General features: G+C 61.1%; 20 protein-coding genes, 1 tRNA gene and 1 pseudogene. 17 read left to right on the forward strand and 5 right to left on the reverse strand.

What is annotated here, in order from left to right:
* Nucleotides 1–6: 6 nt before the first annotated feature.
* The 8 genes from ECTOBSL9_RS12455 to ECTOBSL9_RS12490 all read left to right on the forward strand — a co-directional run bounded on the left by ECTOBSL9_RS12455 (nucleotide 7) and on the right by ECTOBSL9_RS12490 (nucleotide 6,979).
* On the forward strand, nucleotides 7–288 hold the full coding sequence (locus ECTOBSL9_RS12455; RefSeq protein ID WP_168161562.1) for a PilZ domain-containing protein: 282 nt from the start codon (nucleotides 7–9) through the stop codon (nucleotides 286–288).
* A complete protein-coding gene (locus ECTOBSL9_RS12460) occupies nucleotides 288–791 on the forward strand; it encodes a CinA family protein (protein ID WP_063465325.1) in 504 nt (167 codons plus the stop codon). The genes ECTOBSL9_RS12455 and ECTOBSL9_RS12460 overlap by 1 nt, the downstream gene beginning before the upstream one ends.
* Nucleotides 792–918: 127 nt before the next feature.
* The gene (gene recA / locus ECTOBSL9_RS12465) at nucleotides 919–1,959 is read left to right on the forward strand and encodes a recombinase RecA (protein WP_063465326.1); all 1,041 of its coding nucleotides are present in this window, start codon (nucleotides 919–921) and stop codon (nucleotides 1,957–1,959) included.
* Nucleotides 1,925–2,401: a regulatory protein RecX gene (locus ECTOBSL9_RS12470; RefSeq protein WP_063465327.1), complete on the forward strand. Its 477-nt coding sequence runs from the start codon at nucleotides 1,925–1,927 to the stop codon at nucleotides 2,399–2,401. The genes recA and ECTOBSL9_RS12470 overlap by 35 nt, the downstream gene beginning before the upstream one ends.
* Complete coding sequence (alaS, locus tag ECTOBSL9_RS12475) at nucleotides 2,398–5,013, forward strand: alanine--tRNA ligase (RefSeq protein ID WP_063465328.1); 2,616 nt, start codon at nucleotides 2,398–2,400, stop codon at nucleotides 5,011–5,013. Before ECTOBSL9_RS12470 ends, alaS begins: the two co-directional genes overlap by 4 nt.
* Before the next feature lie 136 nt (nucleotides 5,014–5,149).
* Complete coding sequence (locus ECTOBSL9_RS12480; protein ID WP_063465329.1) at nucleotides 5,150–6,379, forward strand: aspartate kinase; 1,230 nt, start codon at nucleotides 5,150–5,152, stop codon at nucleotides 6,377–6,379.
* Between the two features lie 156 nt (nucleotides 6,380–6,535).
* Nucleotides 6,536–6,739: a carbon storage regulator CsrA gene (csrA, locus tag ECTOBSL9_RS12485; protein ID WP_025281201.1), complete on the forward strand. Its 204-nt coding sequence runs from the start codon at nucleotides 6,536–6,538 to the stop codon at nucleotides 6,737–6,739.
* Between the two features lie 149 nt (nucleotides 6,740–6,888).
* Nucleotides 6,889–6,979, forward strand: a tRNA-Ser gene (locus ECTOBSL9_RS12490).
* 175 nt (nucleotides 6,980–7,154) lie between these two features.
* On the opposite strand, the gene ECTOBSL9_RS17855 is transcribed toward ECTOBSL9_RS12490, so the two are convergent.
* Nucleotides 7,155–7,349, reverse strand: a complete 195-nt coding sequence (locus ECTOBSL9_RS17855; RefSeq protein ID WP_082829915.1) for a conjugal transfer nickase/helicase domain-containing protein — start codon at nucleotides 7,347–7,349, stop codon at nucleotides 7,155–7,157.
* A gap of 37 nt (nucleotides 7,350–7,386) precedes the next feature.
* A pseudogene (locus tag ECTOBSL9_RS17860) lies at nucleotides 7,387–7,908 on the reverse strand (TraI domain-containing protein); the annotation flags it as partial.
* Here ECTOBSL9_RS17860 and ECTOBSL9_RS17590 point away from each other — a divergent pair.
* The gene (locus tag ECTOBSL9_RS17590) at nucleotides 7,810–8,025 is read left to right on the forward strand and encodes a hypothetical protein (protein WP_240480977.1); all 216 of its coding nucleotides are present in this window, start codon (nucleotides 7,810–7,812) and stop codon (nucleotides 8,023–8,025) included. The pseudogene ECTOBSL9_RS17860 and the gene ECTOBSL9_RS17590 overlap by 99 nt on opposite strands.
* Nucleotides 8,026–8,592: 567 nt before the next feature.
* Here the strand turns inward: ECTOBSL9_RS17590 and ECTOBSL9_RS12500 are convergent.
* Nucleotides 8,593–8,877 (reverse strand): hypothetical protein, encoded by a 285-nt coding sequence (locus ECTOBSL9_RS12500; protein ID WP_063465331.1) that lies wholly within the window; start codon nucleotides 8,875–8,877, stop codon nucleotides 8,593–8,595.
* On the opposite strand from ECTOBSL9_RS12500, the gene ECTOBSL9_RS12505 reads away from it, so the two are divergent.
* Entirely contained in the window at nucleotides 8,876–11,524 is a 2,649-nt protein-coding gene (locus ECTOBSL9_RS12505; RefSeq protein ID WP_240480978.1) for a helicase-related protein, read from the forward strand. The genes ECTOBSL9_RS12500 and ECTOBSL9_RS12505 overlap by 2 nt on opposite strands.
* Before the next feature lie 69 nt (nucleotides 11,525–11,593).
* On the opposite strand, the gene ECTOBSL9_RS12510 is transcribed toward ECTOBSL9_RS12505, so the two are convergent.
* A protein-coding gene (locus ECTOBSL9_RS12510; protein ID WP_371258969.1) for an IS3 family transposase occupies nucleotides 11,594–12,729 on the reverse strand; the annotation gives its coding sequence in 2 pieces (ribosomal slippage) (nucleotides 11,594–12,453 and nucleotides 12,453–12,729; 1,137 coding nt in all).
* A gap of 50 nt (nucleotides 12,730–12,779) precedes the next feature.
* Between ECTOBSL9_RS12510 and ECTOBSL9_RS12520 the strand changes: the two genes are divergently transcribed.
* Genes ECTOBSL9_RS12520 through ECTOBSL9_RS12550 form a run of 7 tightly spaced genes read left to right on the forward strand, consistent with a single transcriptional unit; the run spans nucleotide 12,780 to nucleotide 19,504 of the window.
* On the forward strand, nucleotides 12,780–13,592 hold the full coding sequence (locus tag ECTOBSL9_RS12520; protein WP_063465332.1) for a DUF3883 domain-containing protein: 813 nt from the start codon (nucleotides 12,780–12,782) through the stop codon (nucleotides 13,590–13,592).
* Nucleotides 13,593–13,625: 33 nt separating this feature from the next.
* On the forward strand, nucleotides 13,626–13,856 hold the full coding sequence (locus tag ECTOBSL9_RS12525) for an AbrB/MazE/SpoVT family DNA-binding domain-containing protein (protein WP_063465333.1): 231 nt from the start codon (nucleotides 13,626–13,628) through the stop codon (nucleotides 13,854–13,856).
* Nucleotides 13,831–14,187, forward strand: coding sequence for a type II toxin-antitoxin system PemK/MazF family toxin (locus ECTOBSL9_RS12530; protein ID WP_240480979.1), 357 nt, complete (start codon nucleotides 13,831–13,833; stop codon nucleotides 14,185–14,187). The genes ECTOBSL9_RS12525 and ECTOBSL9_RS12530 overlap by 26 nt, the downstream gene beginning before the upstream one ends.
* Nucleotides 14,184–17,123, forward strand: coding sequence for a DUF1156 domain-containing protein (locus tag ECTOBSL9_RS12535; RefSeq protein ID WP_063465335.1), 2,940 nt, complete (start codon nucleotides 14,184–14,186; stop codon nucleotides 17,121–17,123). The genes ECTOBSL9_RS12530 and ECTOBSL9_RS12535 overlap by 4 nt, the downstream gene beginning before the upstream one ends.
* Before the next feature lie 8 nt (nucleotides 17,124–17,131).
* Nucleotides 17,132–18,181 (forward strand): ATP/GTP-binding protein, encoded by a 1,050-nt coding sequence (locus ECTOBSL9_RS12540; RefSeq protein ID WP_063465336.1) that lies wholly within the window; start codon nucleotides 17,132–17,134, stop codon nucleotides 18,179–18,181.
* On the forward strand, nucleotides 18,174–18,770 hold the full coding sequence (locus tag ECTOBSL9_RS12545) for a hypothetical protein (protein ID WP_063465337.1): 597 nt from the start codon (nucleotides 18,174–18,176) through the stop codon (nucleotides 18,768–18,770). The genes ECTOBSL9_RS12540 and ECTOBSL9_RS12545 overlap by 8 nt, the downstream gene beginning before the upstream one ends.
* Nucleotides 18,767–19,504, forward strand: coding sequence for a hypothetical protein (locus tag ECTOBSL9_RS12550; protein WP_063465338.1), 738 nt, complete (start codon nucleotides 18,767–18,769; stop codon nucleotides 19,502–19,504). The genes ECTOBSL9_RS12545 and ECTOBSL9_RS12550 overlap by 4 nt, the downstream gene beginning before the upstream one ends.
* A 22-nt stretch (nucleotides 19,505–19,526) precedes the next feature.
* Here ECTOBSL9_RS12550 and ECTOBSL9_RS12555 read toward each other — a convergent pair.
* Nucleotides 19,527–20,662 (reverse strand): IS3 family transposase gene (locus ECTOBSL9_RS12555; protein ID WP_371258969.1). Its coding sequence is split into 2 segments (ribosomal slippage): nucleotides 19,527–20,386 and nucleotides 20,386–20,662, totalling 1,137 coding nucleotides; the frame shifts between segments, so codons are not numbered across the junction.
* Between the last annotated feature and the right edge of the window lie 8 nt (nucleotides 20,663–20,670).

Here is a 20,670-nt window from a genome sequence, read left to right on the forward strand (position 1 = left end):
ATGGGTATGGATGAAAAACGTGATTTCCAGCGTTTGCAGGTGGATCATCCGGTCAGGGTGAAGGAGCTGGATTCGGGTCGGGAGCACCAGGGGCTGGGGCGGGATCTAAGCCCGAACGGCCTCTCCTTCTATCTGGATGATCCGCTGCCAGTGGGAATGCAGCTCGCGGTGGCGATTGAACCGATCAAGGCCCTGGTAGCGCCGCTAAATGCGGAAGTGGAGGTATTGCGGGTGGACCCGGAAGGCCTGGGCTATGTGGTGGCCACCAAGATTCAGCGCATGCTGTGATGACCGCCCTCAACGACTCCGCTCTGGAGGGGCGTGCCAGGGCCCTGGGGGACCTGATTCTGGCGCGTGGTTGGCAGCTGGCCCTGGCTGAATCCTGCACCGGGGGCTGGATCGCCAAGGTGATCACCGACATTCCCGGCAGCTCGGCCTGGTTCGATCGTGGCTTTGTCACCTACAGCAATGCCGCCAAGCGGGAACAGTTGCAGGTGCCTCAGCAGACCCTGGATGCCGCCGGCGCCGTGAGTCGCGAGACCGTGCAGGCCATGGTGGACGGAGTCTTGCGCAACTGCAGCGCTGATCTTGCAGCGGCAGTCAGCGGTGTCGCCGGCCCCGGGGGCGGGACCCTCGACAAGCCGGTGGGCACGGTCTGGGTCGCCTGGGGACTCAGAGACCAGCCCGTTCATGGTGAATGTCTCCACTTGCAGGGGGATCGGGAAGCCGTGCGACGGCAGAGCGTCGCGCGGGTGCTGGAGGGCCTGCAAACCCTGCTGGAACGCCGCTAACCCCCCGTGTTCGGGATTGGCGACGGAGGGCGGGAGTGTGAGATACTCCCACGCTTTCCGGAATTGTTTAAGGGCGCCGTGGACGGTGCCAAACCACATGACTAGGGATGATCGAGAGGGCAGGATCTTGGACGAGAATCGTAAAAAGGCGTTGAGCGCGGCACTGGGCCAGATCGAACGGCAGTTCGGCAAGGGCGCTGTCATGCGCATGGGCGATTCCAGCGTGGTGCGTGATGTGTCGGTGGTGTCCACCGGGTCCCTGGCCCTGGATATTGCCCTGGGTGTGGGTGGTCTGCCCCGCGGTCGCGTGGTGGAGATCTTCGGGCCCGAGTCCTCTGGCAAGACCACGCTGACGCTGCAGGTGATCGCCGAATGCCAGAAGGAGGGCGGCACGGCGGCCTTCGTGGACGCGGAACATGCCCTGGACCCGACCTATGCCCAGGCGCTGGGTGTGGATGTGGACAATCTCCTGGTCTCCCAGCCCGACACCGGTGAACAGGCCCTGGAGATCGCCGACATGCTGGTGCGTTCCGGCGCCGTGGATGTGGTGGTGGTGGACTCCGTGGCCGCACTCACCCCCAAGGCCGAGATTGAAGGCGAGATGGGCGACACCCACGTGGGCCTGCAGGCCCGCCTGATGTCCCAGGCCCTGCGCAAGCTCACCGCCAACATCAAGCGTTCCAACACCCTGGTGGTGTTCATCAACCAGATCCGCATGAAGATCGGTGTGATGTTCGGTAACCCCGAGACCACCACCGGTGGCAATGCGCTCAAATTCTACTCCTCCGTTCGGCTGGATATCCGCCGTACCGGCGCCATCAAGAAAGGCGACGAAGTGATCGGCAACGAAACGCGGGTGAAAGTGGTCAAGAACAAGACGGCCCCGCCGTTCCGGGAAGCCCACTTCGAGATTCTCTATGGCGAGGGCATCTCCCGCCTGGCCGAAGTGATCGACATGGGCGTGAAGGACGGCATCGTCGACAAGGCAGGCGCCTGGTACAGCTACAAGGGGGAACGCATTGGCCAGGGCAAGGATAACGCCCGTAACTTCCTCAAGGAACATCCGGAGATCGCCGCGGATATCGAGTCCCAGATCCGCGACAAGCACATGCCCAAGCGGAAGCCTGTTGAGAGTGACAGTAGCGAAAGCCAAGCCGCAGAAGGCTGAACAGGATCCTCAGGAGAGCGCCCTGCGTCTGTTGGCGCGTCGCGAGCACAGTCGTTACGAGCTCGCCGGCAAGCTGGCGGCACGGGGTTTTGCCAGGGACAGTGTGGACGCGGCGCTCGATGACCTCGAGTCCGAGGGCTGGCTCAGCGACGCCCGTTTCGTCAGCGAATTTGTACGTTACCGAATCCGCCAGGGGCAAGGCCCTCTGCGTATCCTTGCCGATCTGCGCCAGCGCGGCATCGACGAGGCTCAGGCCCAGCAGGCCCTGCAGGCAGCAGAGGTGGATTGGCAGGTTCAGGCCCATGATGTTTACGAACGCCGCTTCGCCGGCGAGCCACCCCGGGACTACAGGGAACGCGCCCGGCAGATGCGTTTTTTGCAGAGCCGGGGTTTTTCCGCGGAAGTCATCCGCCGGGTCATGAATGAAGTAGGCAAGATATGAAAAGCGCCGATATCAGAACCAGTTTTCTCGAATACTTCCGCTCCAAGGGCCATGAAGTGGTGGCCTCGGCCCCGCTGGTCCCCGGGAACGATCCCACCTTGCTGTTCACCAACGCAGGCATGGTGCAGTTCAAGGAGACCTTCCTGGGGCTTGAGCAGCGGTCCTATCAGCGGGCAACCTCCTCGCAGCGCTGCGTGCGCGCCGGTGGCAAGCACAACGACCTGGAGAACGTGGGCTATACGGCGCGGCATCACACGTTCTTCGAGATGCTGGGCAATTTCAGCTTTGGCGATTATTTCAAGCGTGATGCCATTCACCATGCCTGGGAGTACCTCACTCAGGTGCTCAAGATGCCCGCCGACAAACTCTGGGTGACGGTCTACGAGACGGACGACGAGGCCTACGATATCTGGGTGAAGGAGATCGGCGTGCCCAGGGATCGGGTCACCCGCATCGGTGATGATCCTGGTGGCGGTTCCGATAACTTCTGGCAGATGGGGGATACCGGTCCCTGCGGCCCCTGCACCGAGGTCTTTTATGACCATGGTCCCAGCGTCTGGGGTGGCCCGCCGGGTTCGCCCGAGGCTGATGGCGACCGTTACATCGAGATCTGGAACCTGGTCTTCATGCAATACGACCGGGACAGTGAAGGCAATCTGAACCCCCTGCCCAAGCCCTCAGTGGACACGGGCATGGGCCTTGAGCGCCTGGCCGCGGTTCTGCAGGGGGTTCACTCCAATTATGAAATCGACCTGTTCCAGAATCTTCTGGATGCGGTGGGTCACATCATGGGCAGTGAGGACACTCATTCGCCCTCCTACAAGGTGATCGCCGACCACATCCGCTCCTGCAGTTTCCTGATCACCGACGGTGTCATGCCTGCCAATGAAGGCCGGGGCTACGTGCTGCGCCGGATCATCCGCCGCGCCGCCCGCCATGGACACAAGCTGGGCATGACCGACCCCTTCTTCCACCGCCTGGTGGAGCCCCTGGTGCGTGAGATGGGCGAAGCCTATCCCGAACTGGCCAAGGCCCAGAAACAGGTGGAACGGGTGCTCCTGCAAGAGGAAGAGCGCTTCCGCGAAACCCTGGAGCATGGCCTCAAGCACCTGGAAGAGGGGCTGGAAAAAATCTCCGACAAGACCATCCCCGGCGGCCTGATCTTCAAGCTCTATGATACCTACGGCTTCCCGGTGGACCTGACCGGCGACATTGCCCGGGAGAAGGGCCTGGAACTGGATATGGCCGGTTTCGAACACGAAATGGACCAGCAGCGTGACCGTGCCCGGGCCGCCAGCAGCTTCCGCATGTCCGATGTCGGTGCGGTGGCCAAAGGGGTGTCGGACTCCCGGTTCGTGGGCTATGAACACATCGAGGAGCAGGCCCGGGTGCTGCGCCTGGCGGGAAGCGACGGCAAGCCCGTGGACAGCCTGAATGACTCCAGCGAAGGCAGTGTGCTGCTGGATGTGACCCCGTTCTATGGGGAATCCGGTGGTCAGGTGGGCGATACCGGCTTTATCGAAGGCCCTGACGGGCTGTTCCAGGTGAACGACACGGTGAAGCAGGGTGGGGTGTTCATCCATCGAGGCACCATGCTGCGCGGGACGCTGAATACGGATTCCGCCGTCACCGCCCGGGTGGATGGCGAACGTCGTCGCGCCGTGGTGCTCAATCACTCGGCCACCCATCTGCTCCATGCCGCCCTGCGCGAGGTACTTGGCGAGCATGTGCAGCAGAAGGGTTCCCTGGTGGCCCCGGATCGGCTGCGCTTTGACTTCTCCCACTTTGAGCCCGTGAGCAGCGAGCAATTGGTCCGTATCGAGCGCATGGTCAACCACGCGATTCGCGCCAATGCCCCCGCCGAAGCCCGCATCATGCCCATCAAGGAAGCAATGGAAGCCGGTGCCATGGCGCTGTTTGGGGAAAAATACGGCGACGAGGTGCGCGTGCTCTCATTGGGAGATTTCTCGGTGGAGCTTTGCGGCGGCATTCATGTTCAGCGCACCGGTGATATCGGTGTATTCAAGGTGATCAGCGAGGGCGGGGTGGCCTCCGGCATCCGCCGTATCGAGGCCGTGACAGGCGAAAACGCCCTGAATTACCTGGATGACACCGAAAACCAGCTGGACGAGGCCGCCCGGATGCTGCGCGCTGGCCGGGGTGACCTCACCGAGAAGATCCAGCAGGTACTTGACCGCAATCGCGGCCTGGAAAAGGAGCTTGAGGCCATGAAGGCCAAACTGGCGTCCCAGGCCGGCTCCAGCCTGACGGACCAGGCGGTGGACGTGAACGGCGTGAAGGTGCTGGCGGCGCGCATGGATGAAGCCGACCCCAAGTCACTGCGCGAGACCGTGGACCAACTCAAGAACAAGCTGGGCGAAGCCATCATCGTGCTGGCCACCGCCCGTGATGGGAAGGTGAGCCTGGTGGCTGGCGTGACCGCAAGCCATTCCAGCACCATCAAGGCAGGCGAGCTGGTGAATCAGGTAGCCCAGCAGGTGGGCGGGAAGGGCGGTGGTCGGCCCGACATGGCCATGGCCGGTGGAAATCGTCCGGAGGCGCTGGATGAAGCCCTGGCCTCCGTGAAGGGCTGGGTGGAGTCACGTCTTTGATGTCCGCCCTGGAGCCTTGCCTTTCTGCCCCGTTCCTCGGCTTGATGAGCGGCTTGGGCGCCTGGTACGGAAATAGTCCTTTCGTGCACCCTTGCGACTGTTGTCTAATGTAAATCTGATACCCAAGTAGAACACTATGGCATTGATTGTTCAAAAATACGGCGGCACCTCCGTGGGAAGCGTGGAACGCATCCAGCACGTAGCCGACCGCGTGAGTCAGTCTCGTCGCCAGGGGCATGACGTGGTGGTGGTGGTGTCCGCCATGAGCGGGGAGACCGACCGACTGCTGGGCCTGGCGCGCGGCATCCGCAGCGACGCCGATGGACGTGAGCTGGACGTGCTGCTGTCCACTGGCGAGCAGGTGACCATTGCACTGCTGTCCATGGCGCTTGAGACCAAGGGATGCCCGGCCCGCTCCTATACGGGTGCCCAGGTGCACATACGTACCGACAGTGCCCACAACAAGGCACGCATCCAGGAGATTGATGGTGCCCGGGTGCGTCGTGATCTGGCCGACGGCAAGGTGGTGGTGGTCGCCGGTTTCCAGGGCGTCGATGAGTCGGGCAATATCACCACGCTGGGCCGAGGTGGTTCCGATACCACGGCCGTGGCCCTGGCAGCAGCCCTCAAGGCCGACGAATGTCAGATCTTCACCGACGTGGATGGGGTGTATACCACCGATCCCCGCGTCGTTCCCCAGGCACGGCGACTGGAACGCATCACCTTCGAGGAGATGCTGGAAATGGCCAGCCTGGGTTCCAAGGTCCTGCAGATCCGTGCTGTGGAGTTTGCGGGAAAATACAATGTACCTTTGCGTGTTCTATCCTCCTTCCAGGAAGGAGGAGACGGCACGCTCATCACCTTTGAGGAAGGGAGCATGGAACAGGCGCTCATTTCCGGAATCGCCTTTAACCAGAACGAAGCTCAACTGACCGTGACGGGCGTTCCCGACCAGCCCGGCGTGGCCTACCGCATTCTCGGCGCGGTGGCTCAGGCCAATATCGAAGTGGACATGATCCTGCAGAACGTGGGAGCCGATGGCACCACTGACTTCACCTTCACGGTTCACCGTAATGATTTCGACAAAGCCATGGGCATCGTTCGCGCCCGTGCCGAGGAACTGGATGCACGAGAGGTCTCCGGGGATCCGAAGATCGTCAAGATCTCGATCGTAGGCGTGGGTATGCGCTCCCACGCCGGCATTGCCAGCAAGATGTTCGAGGCCCTGGCGGCTGAAGGCATCAATATCCGCATGATCTCCACCTCGGAAATCAAGATCTCCGTGGTGGTGGACGAGAAATACCTGGAGTTGGGGGTGCGCGCACTGCACGATGCCTTTGAACTGGAGCGGGCACCTGCAGCGTAATGCGTATTGACTGGGCCCAGGATGCCGGCGGAGGACATCCGGTTTCTTGAGGTCCATCCAGGTTGAAATCGGCCATGATGGCCGATTGGCACCAGGCCATAGAGTCTGGTTTACTATAAAACCAAGGTGATTGAAGTTCAGATTGGAGAAAAGGAAATGTTGATTCTTACTCGTCGGGTAGGCGAAACACTGATGATCGGTGACGAAGTCACCGTGACCGTGCTGGGCGTGAAGGGTAACCAGGTTCGCGTCGGCATCAATGCACCCAAAGACGTTGCCGTGCATCGGGAAGAAATCTACGAGCGCATTCAGCGCGAGCAGGATCCCGATGGTTACGTAGCCGATAACAACCAGCCCTGAAGTCATTGCCAGCTGAATGACCGAACCCGGACAGGGCAGGGCGGGCGATTCGCAAGGCGCCCCACCCTCTCCGGGTTGCGGTGCACTCTACTCTTTACGAAGGCTCATCAAGCAGGTACCATATCGGCCTTCAATGAAGTCCTCATCCCGGAGAGATGGCCGAGCGGCTGAAGGCGCTCCCCTGCTAAGGGAGTATGGGTCAAAAGCCCATCGAGGGTTCGAATCCCTCTCTCTCCGCCATACGATGCATCTAAGCCCCTGATTTGAGGGGCTTTTTTGTTGGTGTGGCAGGTGTTAGTCCCCCAACTGGTCCCCCGCGCCGATTCAACCCAATCAGCTAACGACTTCCCCCAAAAGGTTAAACCTCGCCGCCGTCTCGGAAAGTCAGGGATCAGAATCGCCCGGTTCATTCGGGTTACCCGGATGTTTCCAGATGCGGATTCACCGAGGCTGCCTTTCCGCTCCCCGGGAATACCATGGCAACGTCGGGCAGGACGATCCCCTTGACCACCGATTGACGCCGCGCCCCCTTCACAAGATACCGATGAACGTTGGTTCCATCCGGCCGCTTCTGGTGGACTCTCAGCTTCATGAATCGCTTCCGCTTCATTCATGTCACCGGCAAGGGTCCCCACCCATTGGGCGAAGAGCGCCTGGTCCGATGCCAGCCACGCCAATCCGCGGGTCGGCATGATGTGATGGACCAGCAGGGGCGTGACCCGCTCATGAAAGCCATGACGCCGCCGTGGTCTGTAGGTCACCGTGTAGGCCTGGCAGCGCGGCACGCCTGTCATGGGGCCGGCCAGTGGATCCCAGGTGCCGATGGATTGGCCATCGGCCCAATATAGGGTGACCCACTGATCCACCGCCGGTTTACCCAGGTCATGGAGCAGGGCAGCCATGGCCACCGCATAGGTCCACAGATCATGCTGCCTGGCAATGCGCTCAGGCTCGCCGCCGATCGGCAGCAATCGCCCCCGGCGGATCAGCAGTGCCTGGTGTACAACCTCGAGGGTGTGATCCAGTAGTCCGCCAAGGCCCGCATGATGGTGGGCCTGGGAGGCGGGCAATTGCTGCACGAAGCTGGCGTATTGCCGGATTGGCCACAGCACCAAGGCCTGATGATGTGGGCCGGGCAGGCCGGTCAACCTGGCAATCTGGGCCAGCACGGCCTGGCGGTGTGTGGGTGTGAAGAGGGTCTGCGCGTCCTGGATCGGTATCAGGAGCGATGGCGATCCTACCGCGTCCGTGCCGTGAAGGCTTCTGCCTGCCTGATGGCCCAGTGAGCGTGTGATCCAGGAGGTCAGGGCGTTCATGAGGGCATGGTAGGGCGGGGGCGGGGCGTCCCCAAGCGTTTATGGTCTATCGGGAGAATGGGGATTTTCGGGTATTGGCGCGCGCATGGAAGGTTGAGGTGCCTGGTGCGTTGCGGGAGAATCGTCGAGTTATTGATGGCCTTCCAGAATCGTGTCCTCCCTGATGGGCTGTCGCTCTGGGTCCACGGGGAGTGGACGGCGGGCAGCCGTGCTGAGCTTGCTCGCGCTGTTGAATATTTGATCAACAAACAAACGCATCCAGGCAGCTGGACTTGGGCCTTGAGGGCCAGCAGGCTCGAGACATCAGCCGAGCACGGGACCCAGTGGATGGGATCCACTTCAGCAGGAAATCCGTGAGGGTATTGCCGAGGTCCGCCGCACCCTGGGGCAGATCGTCGCAGGGGACAGCGACAAGGACGAAGAATTTTCTGCCAGCGCCTGCGGTTGTTGCGGCACCCGGTTGGCAGGTGCCCGGCATCACTGCGTGATTCTTGGGAAGTCAGTCTCAGGGTGAATCGCTGGCATGGCCTGCACCACCTACTTGCCTGCCATTTTCCTCGCGGCGTCGTACTCGGCATCCAGACCTGACTGGGAGTCGATCGAGGGATCAATCTGCTTCAGGCCCACATGCATCATCGACAGCAACTGTAGGCCAGAGAAATCGCCCGAGAGTGACTTCAGCGTGTAGCGCTTGGCAGGGTCGTTGATGGAGAGACCGCTCTCGCCGAGCTTTGCAATCTCGAACACGGTGGTGGCCAGCTGCTGCTTATCCATCTTCTCGAAGGTTTCCAGCGCTCCGGTCATGTACATCACCACGTCCATGCGCAGGCCTCCAAAGGATGGTCAGGGCAGCGTTCACGAGCAGATGCTGTTCCGTGACAACGAACCCAGCCTGTCACTGGCCCAGGCCGGTCGAGCCTGGGCATTCGATGCCCCGGGGTCCGACTTCAAGCTGGGCCTGGAGGCCTACCGCATCAGTCAGGCGGCGCTGTTCGACCCCATGATGGCGGTGCACACATCCAACGTGGAGCCGCTGCCCCACCAGATCTCTGCCGTCTACGAGGTGATGCTGCCCCGTCAGCCGCTGCGCTTCGTGCTGGCCGACGACCCCGGCGCCGGCAAGACGATCATGGCCGGCCTGTTGATCCGTGAGCTTTTGATGCGCGCCGACGCCAAGCGCATCCTGATCGTCTCTCCGGGCGGGCTCACCGACCAGTGGCAGGATGAGCTGCTGGAGAAGTTTGGCGTGCAGTTCGAGATCTTCAGCCGCGAGAAGCAGGAGCAGTGTGCCTCCGGCAACTACTTCAATGAGCAGGACCAGCTGATCTGCCGCCTGGACCAGCTCTCGCGCAACGAGTTCTACCAGGAGAAGCTGGTCAGCACCGAGTGGGACCTGATCATCGTCGATGAAGCCCACAAACTGTCGGCCAATTACTTCGGCAACAAGATCAACAAGACCAAGCGGTTCCAGCTTGGCGAGCTGCTTGGCTCAATCACCCGCCACTTCCTGCTGATGACCGCCACGCCGCACAACGGCAAGGAAGAGGACTTCCAGATCTGGCTGTCGCTGATCGACAGCGACCGCTTCTACGGCAAGTTCCGCGAAGGCGCCCACAAGGTCGACGTCTCCGACATGATGCGGCGCATGGTCAAGGAGGAACTGCTCAAGTTCGACGGCACCCCGCTGTTCCCCGAGCGCCGGGCCTACACCGCCAACTACCACCTCTCCGACGCCGAGGCCTCGCTGTACGAGCAGGTTACCGACTACGTGCGTAACGAGATGAATCGTGCCGATGCGCTCTCCGGCAAGCGCAAGGGCACCGTTGGCTTCGCACTCACACAGCTGCAGCGTCGACTGGCCTCCAGCCCCGAGGCGATCTATCAGTCCCTGAAGCGCCGCCGGCGCAAGCTTGAGGATCGTCTCAACGAGATGAAGCTCATGGCCCGGGGGCAGTGCGTGCGGGAGGGTGATTCTGCTTCCACGTTGGGCACCTATGTCGTTCAAAAGCAGATCGAGTTGCCGGAAAACCTGGACGAACTGGATGAGGAACTGAGCGCCGAGGAGTACGAATGCTACGCCGAGCAGGTGGTGGATCAGGCCACCGCGGCAGAAACCGTACCCGAGCTTGAGGCCGAGATCCTGATCCTCAAGGATCTGGAAGAACAGGCCTCTCAGCTGGTGGCCTCCCGCAGCGACCGCAAGTGGGAGGAGCTCTCGCACCTGCTGCAGGACAGCCCGGAGATGTACACCGCCTGCGGCAGCCGCCGCAAGCTGATCATCTTTACCGAGCACAAGGACACACTGAACTACCTGGTCGACCGCATCCGCAGCCTGCTGGGCCGTCCCGAGGCGGTGATCACCATCCACGGTGGCACCAACCGCGACGACCGACGCAAGGCCCAGGAGCAATTCCGCAACGACCCCGACGTGCTGGTACTGATTGCCACCGACGCCGCCGGTGAAGGCGTCAACCTGCAGAACGCCAATTTGATGGCGAACTATGACCTGCCCTGGAACCCCAATCGCCTGGAGCAGCGCTTTGGCCGTATCCACCGTATCGGCCAGACCGAGGTCTGCCACCTATGGAACCTGGTGGCCAACGAGACCCGCGAAGGTGCGGTCTTTCAGAAACTGTTCGACAAGCTGGAGGTTGAGAAGAGCGCCCTGGGCGGTAAGGTCTTCGACATCCTTGGCGAGGCCTTCGAAAACACCTCACTCAAGGAACTGCTGGTCGAGGCCATTCGCTACGGCGAGTCCGCCGAGGTGAAGGCGCGCCTGGAGCAGGTGATCGACGGCGCCCTGGATACCGACCATCTCAGGGAGATCATCCGTCGCAACGCCCTGGTCGAGCAGCACATGGGGCTCGAGGAGCTCTATGCGGTGAAGGAGGAGATGGAGAAGGCCGAGGCGCGCAAGCTGCAGCCCTACTTCATCCGCGCCTTCTTCACAGAGGCATTCCAGCTCCTGCGCGGGGAGTTGCGCCCTCGGGAGCCCGGCCGCTACGAGGTGCGCCACGTGCCCGCTGCCATTCGCGAGCGCGACCGGGTGATCGGCGAGAGCCGTACCCCGGTGTTGCGCAAGTACGAGCGCATCTGCTTCGAAAAGGAGCACGTGCGCCTGCCCGGCAAACCCATGGCCGACCTGATCCACCCCATGCACCCGCTGATGCATGCCACCACCGACCTGGTGCTGCAGGCCCACCGCGGCAAGCTCAAGCAGGGTGCCGTGCTGGTGGACCCCAATGACGACAGTGAAGAGCCCAAGATGCTGTTCATGGTCGACCATTCGGTGCGCGAGGTGCAGAACCAGAGCAACGGCTCGCCTCGGGTGGTCTCGCGTCGCCTGCAGTTTGTGGAGATCGACGAGCAGGGCAGGGCAACCCATGCCGGCTGGGCGCCGCATCTGGACATGCAGCCCATCGACGACTACGACCTGAGCCTGGTGCAGGACATACTCCAGGCACCCTGAAGTGGACCCCATCCACTGGACCACCTGACAGGGGGGTTAAGCTCTAACCGGGGTTGTAGCTCTCAGGCGTCAGGCCGCCCGAGTCAGAGGTTGGTTGAAGTAAACCTCATCCGGTGTTGCGTCGTCCAGCCCCTGATGGGGCCGCTCGGCGTTGTACCAGGTGAAGTACTGCTTCAGATCCTGGCGTAAGTGGACGCCATTATCAAAGGCCTTCAGGTAGACGCACTCGTACTTCACGCTGCGCCAGAGCCGCTCCACAAAGATGTTGTCCTGGTAACAGCCCTTACCGTCCATGCTGATCTGGATTTTGTGGTCTTTCAGCACCTGGGTGAACGCCTTGCTGGTGAACTGGCAGCCTTGGTCCGTGTTGAATATCTCGGGTCGCCCATGGCGTGCCAGAGCCTCCTCAAGGGCATCAATGCAGAAGTCGGTGTCCAGGGTGTTCGACACACGCCAGGAGAGCACACGACGACTGTGCCAGTCCATGATGGCCACCAGGTACATGAACCCCCGGGCCATCGGGATGAACGTCACATCGGTCGCCCAGACCTGGTTGGGACGATCGATCACCAGATCCCGCAGCAGGTAGGGATAGATCTGGTGGCCCTCGCCCGGTCGACTGGTGCGCGGCCTCGGATACACGGCGTGCAGGCCCATCTGGCGCATCAGCCGCTGGACTCGCTTGCGGTTTACCGGGTGGCTCAAGCGGTTGAGGTAGGCCCTCATCCGCCGCGAACCATAGAACGGCCTTCGCAGGTATTCCTCGTCAATCAGGCGCATCAGCTCCAGGTCGCTATCCTGGGTCGGCTTGGGCCGGTAGTACACCGAAGAACGGCTGATGTCGAGCAACTGACACTGTCGCCGGACGCTGACATCAACCGCCTGCGGCTCCACCAGGGCCTGTCGCTGGGCCCGGCTCAACGACCGAGCCTGCGTGATAAAAAATCGCGTTCCACCGTCAGCTTGCCGATCTCACGGTACAGGGTGTCGATCTCCTCCTGAGTCTTCTGGGCCGCCTTGCCCCCACCCTTGCCCTCGAAGATCCCCGTCGCCTTGTCCAGCAACTCACGCCGCCACTGACTCACCATGGTCGGATGGATCTCGAAGCGGGCTGCCAGCTCCGAGGTGGTCTGTTCCCCTTTGAGGGCTTCAAGGGCCACCTTGGCCTTGAAGTCGGCGCTGTATTGCTTGCGTTTCCTGCTCATGATCAGATTCTCCTGTCGGAATGATCAGAGCTTAACCCCTGGTCCGAATCTTGGGGTCCACCTCACCCTGGATCACTGGCGACCTGGAGGCCCTGGCGCTCAACCATGCCGTGCAAGCCCTGGTGCCCGAGCACTTCCGAGAGGTGAAGGGGCGCCGCGAGCGCCACGCCGACAAGGTGCTCAACGCCGTCAATGAGCGGCTGGTCAAGGAGATCAACTACTGGTCTGACCGCTACATCAAGCTCACCGACGACATGAAGGCTGGCAAGCAGCCACGCATGCGGCCGGAGATGGCGCGTCGGCGCGTGGATGAACTCACCGAGCGCCTCAACCAGAGACGCCGCGAGCTCGACGCCATGAAGCAGGTGGTCTCCAGCACCCCCGTGGTCATCGGCGGCGCCCTGGTGATCCCCCAAGGTCTGCTGGCCCAGCGCCGGGGCGAGACCCAGTTCAGCGTCGACGCCCAGTCCCGCGCCCGCATCGAGCTGCTGGCCATGCAGGCGGTGATGGACGCCGAGCGTGCCATGGGCCACCAGGTGTTCGATGTCTCCGATCAGAAGTGCGGCTGGGACGTGACCGCTCGCCCGCCGGCCAACCCGGATGGCTCGATCCTGCCCGACCGGCACATCGAGGTGAAGGGCCGCGCCAAGGGGCAGAGCACCATCACCGTCTCACGCAACGAGATCATCTACGGCCTCAACCAGGCCGATAAATTCTGGCTGGCCATCGTCATCGTGGAGGGGGAGCGCGTGGAAGGGCCCTACTATGTGCAGAAGCCCTTTGCGAGCGAGCCCGACTTTGGTGTGGCCAGCATCAACTACGATCTAGGTGAACTGCTGGCCAAGGGCTCGACGGCAACCTAGAATCATGGTGCCTTACAGTAAGGAGGGCATACCATGACCGCCATCGCCAAGATTACCACCAAGGGCCAGACCACCATTCCCGCCGATATCCGTGCCGCGCTGCAGGTCGGCCCCGGCGACTTGCTGGCCTGGGAGCTGCAAGAAGACGGCAGCGCCACTGTGCGCCGGGTGCAGCCGCTGGATCTCGAATATCTCAGGGCTCTGGAAGGCACGCTCAGCGAATGGGCCTCGGCAGCGGATGAGGCAGCCTATCGTGACCTTTGAGCGCTGGCAGGTGGTGCGTGTGCCGTTTCCGTTCACCGACCGAACCGCCACCAAGAACCGCCCGGCATTGATGCTCTCTAGTGCGGCCACCTTTAATGCGCCCGCGGGGCATGGAGTCTTAGCCATGATCACCTCTTCCAAGAATCCATCATGGCCACTGGATTGCCCCATTGAGGATCTTGCAGCCGCCGGCCTACCCGCGCCCTCGGTGGTGCGCTGCAAGCTGTTCACTCTGGATGCTCGCCTGATCCGGGGAGAGCTGGGCCGGTTGTCCGCAGCGGATGCCGACCGGGTCAGGAAAACCCTTTCCCTTCTGCTGGAGCTGGAATGACCGCCATCAAATGTCCCAAAAAGCTGATCGAAGTCGCGCTGCCGCTGGACGATATTAACGTCGCGGCCGCCCGTGAGAAGTCGATCCGGCATGGCCACCCCAGCACCCTGCATCTGTGGTGGGCGCGGCGACCTCTGGCGGCGGCACGGGCGGTGCTCTTTGCGCAGCTGGTCAACGACCCCGGCTACCAGCGAGAACTGGGTTACGGGGTGAACAAGCAGGAGGCGGAGATCAAGCGAGAAAAGCTGTTTCAGATCATCCGCGACCTGGTGAAATGGGAGAACACCAACAACGAGGAAGTCCTGGGCCGTGCTCGGGAGGCCATCTGGGAAAGCTGGCGGGAAACCTGCCACCTGAACCGTAATCATCCCCAGGCGGCTGAACTGTTCAATCCCGAAAAGCTGCCTGCCTTCCACGATCCCTTTGCCGGCGGTGGCGCCATCCCGCTGGGGGCCCAGCGTCTGGGGCTGGAAAGCTATGCTTCGGACCTGAACCCGGTGGCGGTGATGATCAACAAGGCGATGATCGAGATCCCGCCTAAGTTTGCTGGCCAGCCGCCGGTGGGGCCGATTCCCGATAGTGAAAAGCAGCAGACGATGTATGACGACTGGTCGGGCGCCAAGGGCTTGGCCGAGGATGTGCGCCGCTATGGGCACTGGATGCGGGAGGAAGCCTTTAAGCGCATTGGGCATCTGTATCCCAAGGTGAAGATCACACCGGACATGGTGGCCGAACGGCCTGATCTGAAAGCCTATCTTGGTGAGGAACTGACTGTGATCGCCTGGTTGTGGGCGAGGACGGTGAAGAGTCCGAATCCGGCGTTCAGTCATGTGGATGTGCCGTTGGTCCGCTCTTTTGTGCTGTCGTCAAAAAAGGGGAAAGAGGCATGGGTTGAGCCAGTTATTGAGGGGGGGGGATATCGGTTTGAAGTCAGGCTTGGTCCACCATCTGAAATAGCTTTGCAGGGTACTGTTGTTCGAAGTGGTGGCACCTGCATTTTGAGTCAGACAGCCATTCCCTTTAAATACATCCGAGCTGAAGCCAAAAATGGTCGAATGGGCCAAAAGCTCATGGCGATGGTTCTGGAAGGGAAAGCCGGGCGTATTTATTTATCACCAAGTGAAGATGTAGAGTCAATTGCTAATTCAGAAGAAGGAGAGCGCTTCACCGAAACTGAAATATCGCACTGGCCCGGGAGAACTAATGTTGTTGAGTATGGAATGACCAAGTTTCTGGACCTCTTCACCTCCCGCCAACTGGTAGCCCTCACCACCTTCTCCGATCTGGTGCAGGAAGCCAGAGAAAAGGTCATTGCCGACTATCGTTCGGCAAACCCCAATGCCTCCACCCGACGCGGGGTGGGTTTGGATGAAGGCAGTCTCGATCCCGATGATATGCCACTGGCCCAAGGTGGATCGGGGGCGACGGCGTATGGGGATGCGGTGGTAATTTATCTAACCTTCTGCCTTGATCGCTGTGCTGATTTTAATAACTCTCTAGTGGGGTGGCGTCAAGGTAATGAAAAGATTATGTATCTATTTTCTCGGCAAGCCATTCCGATGATTTGGGATTTTGGTGAAGCCAATATAATGGGTAATGTTGTTGGTGGCTTTATTACAAATCTTGAGTACCAAGTCAAATGCATACTGAAGCTTGGCATCCCGGCTGCAAGTGGCACTTCATTACAGCTCGATGCATCCGCACAGGAAGCGAGCAAGAATACGGTTGTCTCAACAGATCCTCCTTATTATGACAATATCGGCTATGCCGACCTATCCGATTTCTTCTATGTCTGGATGCGTCGATCACTACGCAATATCTATCCAGCACTATTCGGCACCATGGCAGTACCCAAAGCGGAGGAGCTGGTGGCTACTCCCTATCGCCATGGCAGCAAGGAGGATGCTGAGGCTTTCTTTATGGATGGCATGACCCGTGCTGTTTATAATTTGGCGGTGCAGGCTCATCCTGCCTTCCCGGTCACGATTTACTACGCCTTCAAGCAATCGGAAACCAAGGAAGGCAGTACCACTAGCACTGGCTGGGTGACCTTTCTGGAGGCAGTCATCCAAGCTGGCTTCTCCATTGACGGCACCTGGCCGATGCGAAGTGAGCAAACCCACCGGATGATAGGAATGGGCACCAACGCCCTGGCCTCCTCCATCGTCCTGGTCTGCCGCAAACGCCTCCCCAACGCCGGGACCATCTCCCGCCGCGACTTCCAGCGCCAGTTGCGCGAAGAAATGCCCGAAGCCCTGGAAACCATGATCGGCGGCGAGACCGGCCAGACACCCATCGCCCCGGTGGACCTCGCCCAGGCCGCCATCGGTCCCGGCATGGCCATCTACTCCCGCTACGAGGCCGTGCTGAATCAAGATGGGTCGCGGATGAGTGTTCATGATGCCCTGGTGCTGATCAACCGTGCGATTACCGAGTTCCTGACGCCGGATTCCGGCAACTTCGATGCCGATACCCAGTTCTGTGCCAGCTGGTTCGACCAGTATGCCTGGAGCGCCGGGCCCTTCGGTGAGGCGGATACCTTGGCGCGCGCCAAGGGCACCAGCGTGGATGGCGTCAACCAGGCCGGTGTGGTCGAGTCGGGCGGCGGCAAGGTCCGCCTGCTCAAGTGGGGCGAGTACCAGTCCGACTGGGATCCCACCACCGACAAGCGCACGCTGGTGTGGGAGGCCTGCCACCAGATGATCCGCCGCCTGCAGAACCATGGTGAATCCGCCGCCGGCGAGCTGCTGGCCAAGATGCCGGAGAAGGGAGAGTCGATCCGTCAGCTGTCGTACCACCTCTACACCCTCTGCGAGCGCAAGAAGTGGGCCGAGGAGGCGCGGGCCTACAACGAGCTGATTGGTTCCTGGCATGCCATCGTGGCGGCGTCTCATGAGATTGGGCATGTTGGCGAACAGATCGGCTTTGATCTCTAGGAGGCGGCATGCTGAAGCGGCTGGAACTTGATAACCTCACGCTATTTCCCCAGGCGCGGCTGGATTTCGCGCCGGGGCTCAACGTCATCGTGGGTGAGAACGGCACCGGCAAGTCGCATCTGCTCAAGGTCGCCTATAGCGTGATCGCCAACGCTTATGAGCAGGGCAATGAGCCGAGCGTGACCGACCCCACCAAGGTGCTACTGCAGAAGGGAATTGCCGACAAGCTGATCAAGGTATTTCGGCCCGAGTCGCTGGGTCGCCTGGCCAGTCGCCGCCAGGGGGCGCAGACCTGCAAGGTCTCCGTCGCCTTTGAACAGGCCGCGCTGGATACCGCCTTCAGTTTCAGCACCCGCTCGCAGACCGAGGTCAAGATCGATGGGCTGCCCGGGGCCTGGCAGGAAAAAGCGCCGGTCTTCATGCCTACTCGGGAGCTGCTCAGTCAGTACCACTGGCTGCTGCCGCTCTATGAAAGCCGCCATGTGGATATCGAAGAGCACCACATCGACCTCTGTAAACTGCTGGGGGCGCCGGCCATCAAGGGCACTCGGGAAAAGACCGTGGCCGAGCTTGTGGCACCCCTGGAGGAGGCCATGGGCGGCAAGGTGGTGCTGGACAAGAACGGGCGCTTCTACCTGCGCATTCCCGGCCAAGGCAACCTGGAGATGCCGCTGGTGGCCGAAGGGCTGCGTAAGCTGGCGATGCTCGCCCGCCTGATTACTACCGGCTCGCTGCTCGACAAGGGCTACCTGTTCTGGGATGAGCCCGAGGCGAACCTCAACCCCAAGCTGATCAAGCTGGTGGCCCAGGCAGCCGTAACACTCAGCCAGCAGGGCATACAGGTGGTGATCGCCACCCACAGCTACTTCCTGCTCAAGGAGCTTGATCTCTTGACTCGTCAGCAGGCAGTGGCGCAGCGCTACTTTGCCCTGGTTCGCGGTGAGGGGTTGGTTGAGCGTATCGAGGTAGCCGACCACCTCAGTGGCCTGGAGCATCTGGTCAGTCTGGATGAAGAATTGGCCCAGTATGATCGCGAGATGGAGCTGGTCAATGCCTGAAGTGACAGAGGGCCAGCTTACCTTCCACTTTCCCGAGGGCTGGCAGCTGGCCAAGTACGACGACAGTTCCTGGCATCGCCAGCGGATGAAGAGTCGCCCCAAGGGAGTGGATATCTTGGCCCACGATGGTGGCCCCACCCACTGGTGGATCGAAGTCAAAGATTGCGAGGGCTATGAGCCAGAAAACCGTCCGCGACTCTCAGGAACGGATCCATCTGAGGTCATCCAGGCCAGGCAGTGGGTTGAGCAACAAGGGTTGAAGTCCACGGTGCAGGTGGCGCGACGCAAGCCGTTTATCGTCGATGAAGTCGAGGAAAAGCTCCGCGATACCCTGGCGGCGCTCACCGTCGCCCAGCGGGAAGGTGAACCTGAGCTAGCACGCTTTAACATCGTTTGGCCACAATCTCCAAAGCTTAAGGTTGTTTTGCTGCTGACCTGGAATCAACGGGACTTCAAACGTCTGGCTACTCGCCTGCGGTCCAAAATGGAGACCGCCCTGGCACCCTATGGAGCCCAAGGTTTTGTCGTGAACGAGAAGAATCCGGGAGACGCTGGGCTAAATTGCCAGGTGATAAGGAATCAAGCATGAGCATTGAGCAGGCAATAGAGCAGCTGACGCGCACCGATGTGATCCGCACCATCGATGCGAGCGGTCAGCGTGTTCCGCCTGGTGAGCGCTTCTCATGCCTGCACCAAGGGCGTCGCTTCGATCCCAAGCAGCTGATGGCGGAGGCGCTGGCCTACACCAAGCAGCACCGCGTCGATCCGGAAGCGCTGGAGCAGGCCCTGTATGAGCCCTTTGTGGAGGCGCTCAAGGAGCGCGAGTTCGCTGTGGTCAGCAATCCCCGCCAGATCGGTGATACCGACCTGACCGTCATGGTCTACGAGGTAAAGAAGCCACCCCTGGTACAGGAGAACTTCAAGCGCCTCTTCTCCGCCAACCAGAACCGCTTCTACTGGAACCGCGAGAAGTTCTCCAAGCTGAAGCGTGGTGCCCCGGTGTTCGTGGTCAACAACAGCGCTGCCCGGGTGCTGTTTGGCTATCTGCAGGACACGCTGATTCGCGCCGAATACGATGAGGAGAGCCATGTCAGCCGCTTCACCCATCAGGGCGAAACCTTTGAGGTCGGCCAAAAGTACCTAGAGTTCGTCTGCATCGAGGTCCGGTCGCTCCTGCACTCGCCGCCGGGCTGGCACTGGAAGACCTTTGGCAGCGGTGAACACTCCTATATCTCGGGGCCCGAGGTCAGCGCCAAGGTGGCCAGGAACAACCTGAAGTGGACCCCATCCACTGGACCACCTGACAGGGGGGTTAAGCTCTAACCGGGGTTGTAGCTCTCAGGCGTCAGGCCGCCCGAGTCAGAGGTTGGTTGAAGTAAACCTCATCCGGTGTTGCGTCGTCCAGCCCCTGATGGGGCCGCTCGGCGTTGTACCAGGTGAAGTACTGCTTCAGATCCTGGCGTAAGTGGACGCCATTATCAAAGGCCTTCAGGTAGACGCACTCGTACTTCACGCTGCGCCAGAGCCGCTCCACAAAGATGTTGTCCTGGTAACAGCCCTTACCGTCCATGCTGATCTGGATTTTGTGGTCTTTCAGCACCTGGGTGAACGCCTTGCTGGTGAACTGGCAGCCTTGGTCCGTGTTGAATATCTCGGGTCGCCCATGGCGTGCCAGAGCCTCCTCAAGGGCATCAATGCAGAAGTCGGTGTCCAGGGTGTTCGACACACGCCAGGAGAGCACACGACGACTGTGCCAGTCCATGATGGCCACCAGGTACATGAACCCCCGGGCCATCGGGATGAACGTCACATCGGTCGCCCAGACCTGGTTGGGACGATCGATCACCAGATCCCGCAGCAGGTAGGGATAGATCTGGTGGCCCTCGCCCGGTCGACTGGTGCGCGGCCTCGGATACACGGCGTGCAGGCCCATCTGGCGCATCAGCCGCTGGACTCGCTTGCGGTTTACCGGGTGGCTCAAGCGGTTGAGGTAGGCCCTCATCCGCCGCGAACCATAGAACGGCCTTCGCAGGTATTCCTCGTCAATCAGGCGCATCAGCTCCAGGTCGCTATCCTGGGTCGGCTTGGGCCGGTAGTACACCGAAGAACGGCTGATGTCGAGCAACTGACACTGTCGCCGGACGCTGACATCAACCGCCTGCGGCTCCACCAGGGCCTGTCGCTGGGCCCGGCTCAACGACCGAGCCTGCGTGATAAAAAATCGCGTTCCACCGTCAGCTTGCCGATCTCACGGTACAGGGTGTCGATCTCCTCCTGAGTCTTCTGGGCCGCCTTGCCCCCACCCTTGCCCTCGAAGATCCCCGTCGCCTTGTCCAGCAACTCACGCCGCCACTGACTCACCATGGTCGGATGGATCTCGAAGCGGGCTGCCAGCTCCGAGGTGGTCTGTTCCCCTTTGAGGGCTTCAAGGGCCACCTTGGCCTTGAAGTCGGCGCTGTATTGCTTGCGTTTCCTGCTCATGATCAGAT

The sequence above is a fragment of the Ectothiorhodospira sp. BSL-9 genome (assembly GCF_001632845.1).
Classification (GTDB): domain Bacteria; phylum Pseudomonadota; class Gammaproteobacteria; order Ectothiorhodospirales; family Ectothiorhodospiraceae; genus Ectothiorhodospira.